The following is a 6,449-nucleotide window of genomic DNA, read 5'->3' as shown; positions in this document are numbered from 1 at the left end:
GCCCTGGATCTCGGAGAAGTGCACGAAGACGTCAGCGGAGCCGTCCGAGGGAGCGATGAAGCCGAAGCCCTTTTCGCCGTTGAACCACTTCACAGTACCTTCAGCCATGTTGCTGTCCTTCACTTGCAGGCAGAACGGATATAGACGTTCTGTCTCGTCGGGAGTCGGTTTCGGCTCCCGGGTCTGTCACTACACGGCTGAGACGATTCCATCGTGGCTATCGCATCCGCTCGCAACCAGAAATGTGCGAGGGGTAAACCACGAACACACTACCTAACGACCGAGGACAACTTAACCACAGATCGAGCGCGCCCGCCAGGAAGGGTGACCGGCATCACTCGACGGCGGCGAGCTGCCCATCACGACAACGGCGAGCCGCCGATCACTCCACGCTTGCGAGTCGCACGAAGGCTGCGGCGTCGAGCTTCTCCCCGCGCGTCGACGGTTCGATACCGGCGGCCAGCAGGCGCCTCTCGGCTTCCCCGGGCGAACCGGCCCAGCCGCTCAGCGCGGCGCGCAACGTCTTTCGACGTTGAGCGAAGGCCGCGTCGACGACGGCGAACACGCGGGCGCGCGTCTGCGCGTCGGTCGGCCACGGCGGCTCGGCATAGCGGTCGACACGCACGAGACCCGATTCCACCTGGGGAACGGGCCAGAAGACGGCACGTCCGACGGCACCCGCCCTGCGGACGTCGCCGAAGAACCGGGCCTTCACGCTGGGCACGCCGTAGATCTTGCCACCCGGTTCGGCCGCGAGCCGGTCGGCGACCTCGGCCTGCACCATCACCAGAGCCGTTCGGAGAGTGGGGAATTCGGAGAAAAGATGCAGCAGAACCGGTACCGCCACATTGTAGGGCAGGTTCGCGACGAGCGCGGTGGGCGTGACGGGAAGATCCTTCGGCAGCACCTTCATCGCGTCCATGTGCACGACGTCGAACCGGTCGGCCAGCTGCGGGGCCCGCTCCTGCACCGTGACGGGAATGCGCTGCGCGAGAACGGGATCGAGCTCGACAGCGATGACGCGGTCGACGACGTCGAGCAGCGCGAGGGTGAGCGAACCCAAGCCCGGCCCGACTTCGAGCACGACGTCGTCGGCACCGACCCCTGCGACGTTGACGATGCGGCGCACCGTGTTCGTGTCGTGCACGAAGTTCTGGCCGAGCTGTTTCGTCGGGCGTACCCCGAACTCCTCCGCGAGTGCGCGGACCTCTGCGGGTCCGAGCAGCGCGGCGAGGCCGCGCGGAGAAGCCGGGGTGGCCCTCGGAGTGGTTTCGGGATCGTCTGCTGACACGTGGTGAACCTAGCGCACTCGGGAGCAGGTCACACCGCGCACACCCGCGCCGGTCAGCGCAGACCGAGCTTGCTGGTGCAGGCCGGCCACGCGCCCCAGCCCTGGGCGGCCTGGACCTTCTCCGCGACGGCGATCTGCTGCTCGCGGGTCGCGAGATCGGCGCGCGGTGCGTACTGGGTACCGCCGAAGCCGGCCCACGTCTGCTGCGTGAACTGCAGGCCGCCGTAGAAGCCGTTGCCGGTGTTGATGGCCCAGTTGCCGGTCGCTTCGCACTGGGCGATGGAATCCCAGGTGGACGCGCGCCCCGAGGCCGGCACGGCAGGCTTCGGCTTGGTACCGACGCGGACCACCACGGGCCGCGGCTCGGCGAGGACCGTCGACGCGGTCTCGGTGCGTCCGACCTCGACGCCGTTGACGGTGTGGACGTCGAAGGTCACCGACCGCTCGCCCGGAGCACCCGGGTCGTTCAGCGCGGTCTCCCCCTCGATCATGTTCGGATCGTCCACGCGGTTCTCCGGCGGGGCGATCGGCAGGTTCTCGGTCCGCGACTCGGTCCGGTCGCGGGTGACCACGACCTCCATGCCGTCCTCGAGCGGAGCGTCGAGGGCGGGAGTGACGCTGTCGGCCTGCTCGAGTTTCGTTCCCTGGATCTTCAGGAACTCCGCAACCGTCGGCGCGGCGACGCGCACCTCGGCGGCGGGCGCACCGTTGTCGGCGAAGCGCACGGTCCTGGGGTTGACGACCTCGAGATCCGCGCCGTCGAGCGGGAGGCGGTGCGAACGGGACGCGGAGACGTACGCGTCGTCGGAGAGGCGGAACTGGTCGAGTGCCTCGTCGACGGTCAGCGCGGTGGTCCACACCGAACGCTCCTCCCCGTCGACAGTGAGACGGACCTCGCGGGCCTGACGCAGGACGATGGTGTCGCCGTCGGAGACGGACGAGTCGACGGCCGGGGCCACGACGTCGTTCTCGTCGACGGTGTAGCCGGCGGCGGCCAGGATGTCGCCGACGTTGGAGTTCATGGTGCCGAAGGCACGCTGCTCACCGTCGACGTCGAGGACGACGTCCTTGTGCTGGACCACAGCAGTGGCACCACCGGCACCGAGGGTGACGAAGACAGCGGCGACCACCGAGTAGAACACCGGCGACTTGACGCGATTGATCTTGGTGAAAGGTGACACGATTATTTCCAGACGGACGACGATTGTGATCACAGCACGGTAACGAGACGGCATTGTTATTGCAACTTCATGCCGTCTAACAGTGCAGATGATGATCTCTGTCAGATCACGACGCAGATCACAAATATCGAACCGGTATTACCTCGATCATTTCGGATGTCCGAAATTGCCTTTTTCTGGCGATATTCGGAAGGTGGAATTCCTCTCGAATCGGGCGCCGGAGCACCTGCGTCCTGTGACGTGACCGACGGCGCTGCACATATGTGCCGTGCTCCATCCCGGGAGGTCGCGCGGGAGAACGACACGACATATGCGAAAGCGCGCTTCCACACGAAAGGTGCTGCGGACGATCGGGAGCAATCGTCCGCAGCACCTCGAAATCGCAGGTCAGGCCGCGCGCAGCAGCGGGACCTTCCGCGCGAGGAGACGATCGACACCGAAGGCTCCCGAGCCGACGGCGGCGAGGAGGAGAGCCCCCGCGCCGAGTGCGGCGACGAGTTCGAAACCACCGTCGCTCGCATAGATCCCGTTCTCGACGTGCACGATGAAGAACGCGCCGAGCATGAGCAGGAACAGCAGGACCCCGAAGAGGGGGACGAGGACGCCGAGGATGAGCGCGAGCCCACCGAGGATTTCGATCCAGGTGGCGACGAAGGCCGAGATCGCCGGGGCGGGAGCGCCCATTCCTTCGAAGCCGGCCTTGGTGCCTTCGTATCCCCACGTGCCGAACTTCTGCAATCCGTGGACGAGGAAGATGACGCCGATCACGAGCCGGGCGATCAGGATGCCGATGTCGCGAACGAGAGGGGTCTTCATGTCGAGCCTTTCGATCAGGAGGCCGGAGAGCCCCGTTCAGTTGAAGCGACAACTAAGATAGCAACCGATAGTTGTAGCTTCAACTACACCGTTCGCGCCGGTTCGGGACGGGTGCCCGCGAACGCCTCCCCCAGCAGCCGCCGCACCCCCACCTGCGTCACCTCTCGCGGATTCGGATACGGCTTCGCGGTCGCCAACCGCGCCGCCTCGTCCAGATCCGCCTCCCGCATCCCCAGCTCCTCGAGACTCGTCGGTCCCCCGGCCGCCGCCACGAGGTCGTAGACCCCCGCGGGCGCCGATTCCGTGCCGAGGGCCTGCGCGACGCGGGCCATGACGTGCGGTACCGACGGTTCGTTGTAGGCGAGCGCGTGGGGCAGCACGACGGTGTGTGTGGCGGCATGCGGCAGGTCGAACGAACCGCCCAGCGCGTGACAGAGCTTGTGGTGCAGGCCCATACCCGCCGAAGCCAGACACGTACCGGCGAGCCACGCGGCGAGCAGCAGATCCGAACGTCCCTCGGGATCCGCCGAATCCGCACCGAGGGCTGGGATACCCCGCGCGATCGCGGCCACCGCTTCGAGCGCGAGGGCGTCGACGATCGGGTTCGCCTGTTCGGAGTACAAGGCTTCGATCGCGTGGGCCATCGCGTTGATCGCGCTGGTCAACGCCAGAGGAATCGGCATCGACATGGTGAAGTCGACGTCGTAGATCACGGTCTCGGGCAGAAGGTCGGGCGACGAACGCGTGGTCTTCACGCCGCCCGCGGTCTCGCCGAGAACGGGCGTCACCTCCGACCCGGCATAGGTCGTCGGCAGGATCACCTGGTCGATCCCGGTGCGGCCCGCCAACGCCTTGGCCAGCCCGGTGGTGGAGCCGCCCCCGACCGCGACCACCGCGTCGACATCGTTCTCCGTGACCCGACCGAGGACCCGCTCGGTCACCTCGACCGGCGTGTGCATCACCGCACCGTCGAACCGCGCGACCTGCAGATCGCCGAGTGCCGTCTCGACCAGCTCGGCCTGCGGTCGCACGTGCTCGCCGGCGAGCAGCAGGACCCTCGAACGATCGAGTCGACGCACTTCGTCCGCGACCCGCGAAGCCGTACCGGGGCCGAAGATCACACGTACCGGATGAGAGTTGTAGACGAAGGAACGCATGCCCGTATTCTCACGACGCCCGTGAGGACACGCGTGCCCTTTACGAAAGTCCGTACACCCGCTCGGCGTTCGCGGTGGTGGCCGCGGCCAGTTCGTCGGCGTCCTCGCCGCGCACCTCGGCGAGCGCGCGCACCGTGTACGGCAGGCAGTACGACTCGTTCGGCGCGCCCCGGAAGGGATGCGGCGTCAGGAACGGCGCATCGGTCTCCACCAGCACCAGCTCGCGGGGCACGAGCGGCGCCGCCTCGCGCAGGGCCTTCGCGTTCTTGAAGCTCACGGTGCCCGAGAAGCTCAGCAGGTATCCGGCGTCGACGCACCGGCGGGCCATGTCTGCATCCGACGAGAAGCAGTGGAAGATCACCGTCTCGGGTGCACCCTCGTCGTGCAGGATGCGCAACAGTTCGGCGTCGGCCTCACGGTTGTGGATCATCAGAGTCTTGCCGAGACGCTTCGCGAGGTCGATGTGCCAGCGGAAGCCCTCCTCCTGTTCGGAGGGTTGCGCGCATCCGTCGAGCTTGCCGGGCCAGTAGAGGTCGAGGCCCGTCTCCCCCACGGCGACGCACCGGGGGTCGGCGGCGAGTGTCTCGATCTCGGCGCGGGTGGCGTCGTCGAGGCTGTTCGCGCGGGTCGGATGGATGGCGACGGCCGCGTAGACCCGATCGTCCCAGTGCGCGGCCCGCACCGCGAACCGCGCCGCCTCGAGATCGTCGGCGACGGTGACGATGCGTCCGACACCCACCGCGGCGGCACGGTCGACGATCGCGGAGGTCGTCGCGGCGTCCTCGGCACCGCACGCGTCGAGGTGCGTGTGGGCGTCGACGAGCGGACTCAACGGCTGTGGGGCTTCGGGGGCGGGACGGGCTGCGCTCACGACCTATAAACTACTGGCCACCATGACTGCGCCTGATTCCTCCCGCCCGGCTGCCGGCGATCCCACCCGCCCGCCGTTCTACGTCACGACCGCGATCGCGTACCCGAACGGCGCCCCGCACATCGGGCACGCCTACGAGTACATCTCGACCGACGCGATCGCGCGGTTCAAGCGTCTCGACGGCTTCGATGTGCGCTTCCTGACCGGCACCGACGAGCACGGTCTGAAGATGCAGCAGACCGCCGCGAAGGAAGGCATTCCGGTCACCGAACTCGCGTCCCGGAACTCGGACGTCTTCGAGGCCATGGACAAGGCCTTGAACATCTCGTACGACCGGTTCATCCGCACCACGGACGCCGATCACCTCGAGGCGAGCAAGGCGATCTGGCAGCGCATGGTCGACGCAGGCGACATCTACCTCGACACCTACGCGGGGTGGTACTCGGTCCGCGACGAGGCGTTCTACACCGACGGCGAGACCACGCTGCTCGAGGACGGTTCGCGGATCTCCACCGACACCGGCACCCCCGTGGAGTGGACGGAGGAATCCACCTACTTCTTCCGCCTGTCCGCCTACCAGGACAAGCTGCTGAAGCTCTACGAAGACCAGCCCGACTTCATCGCGCCGGCGACCCGTCGCAACGAGATCGTCAGCTTCGTCTCCGGTGGCCTGAAGGACCTGTCGATCTCCCGCACGACATTCGACTGGGGCGTTCCGGTTCCCCACCATCCCGATCACGTCATGTACGTGTGGGTCGACGCACTGACCAACTACCTCACCGGGGCCGGTTTCCCCGACACCGAGGCGGAGTCGTACCGCCGGTACTGGCCGGCCGATTTGCACATCATCGGCAAGGACATCACGCGGTTCCACACCGTGTACTGGCCGGCCTTCCTCATGTCCGCGGGCCTCGAACTGCCCGAGCGGGTCTTCGTCCACGGCTTCCTGTTCAACAAGGGCGAGAAGATGTCGAAGTCGGTCGGCAACGTCGTCGATCCCCTCGAGATGGTGAAGCAGTACGGCCTCGATCAGCTGCGCTTCTTCCTGCTCCGCGAGATCTCCTACGGCCAGGACGGCAGTTACAGTCACGAGGCGATCGTCACCCGTATCAATGCCGATCTGGCCAACGACC

General features: G+C 66.9%; 7 protein-coding genes. 1 reads left to right on the top strand and 6 read right to left on the bottom strand.

The window, feature by feature from the left end; genetic code table 11:
* The 6 genes from R1101_RS0113955 to R1101_RS0113930 all read right to left on the bottom strand — a co-directional run.
* Positions 1–108, bottom strand: a 108-nt coding sequence (locus R1101_RS0113955; protein ID WP_026003261.1) for a cold-shock protein, incomplete at its 3' end; no start/stop codon positions are given.
* A 274-nt stretch (positions 109–382) separates the two neighbouring features.
* Positions 383–1,291 (bottom strand): 16S rRNA (adenine(1518)-N(6)/adenine(1519)-N(6))-dimethyltransferase RsmA, encoded by a 909-nt coding sequence (rsmA, locus tag R1101_RS0113950; RefSeq protein WP_016934028.1) that lies wholly within the window; start codon positions 1,289–1,291, stop codon positions 383–385.
* Positions 1,292–1,344: 53 nt separating this feature from the next.
* Positions 1,345–2,472, bottom strand: a complete 1,128-nt coding sequence (locus tag R1101_RS0113945; RefSeq protein ID WP_016934027.1) for a resuscitation-promoting factor — start codon at positions 2,470–2,472, stop codon at positions 1,345–1,347.
* A gap of 387 nt (positions 2,473–2,859) precedes the next feature.
* A complete protein-coding gene (locus R1101_RS0113940) occupies positions 2,860–3,288 on the bottom strand; it encodes a DoxX family protein (RefSeq protein ID WP_016934026.1) in 429 nt (142 codons plus the stop codon).
* A gap of 83 nt (positions 3,289–3,371) precedes the next feature.
* Positions 3,372–4,445: a maleylacetate reductase gene (locus R1101_RS0113935; protein WP_016934025.1), complete on the bottom strand. Its 1,074-nt coding sequence runs from the start codon at positions 4,443–4,445 to the stop codon at positions 3,372–3,374.
* A gap of 40 nt (positions 4,446–4,485) precedes the next feature.
* On the bottom strand, positions 4,486–5,316 hold the full coding sequence (locus R1101_RS0113930; protein WP_026003260.1) for a TatD family hydrolase: 831 nt from the start codon (positions 5,314–5,316) through the stop codon (positions 4,486–4,488).
* A gap of 22 nt (positions 5,317–5,338) precedes the next feature.
* Between R1101_RS0113930 and metG the strand changes: the two genes are divergently transcribed.
* Positions 5,339–6,449, top strand: a 1,111-nt coding sequence (metG, locus tag R1101_RS26795; RefSeq protein WP_016934023.1) for a methionine--tRNA ligase, incomplete at its 3' end; no start/stop codon positions are given.

This window comes from Rhodococcus sp. R1101 (assembly GCF_000278445.1).
Lineage (GTDB): Bacteria > Actinomycetota > Actinomycetes > Mycobacteriales > Mycobacteriaceae > Rhodococcus > Rhodococcus gordoniae.
This window is presented reverse-complemented; position numbering and strand designations above follow the sequence as displayed.

Coding starts and splice junctions, on each gene's coding strand:
- R1101_RS0113940 (WP_016934026.1), bottom strand. CDS start 3,288: ATGAAGACCCCTCTCGTTCGCGACATCGGCATCCTGATCGCCCGGCTC.
- R1101_RS0113935 (WP_016934025.1), bottom strand. CDS start 4,445: ATGCGTTCCTTCGTCTACAACTCTCATCCGGTACGTGTGATCTTCGGC.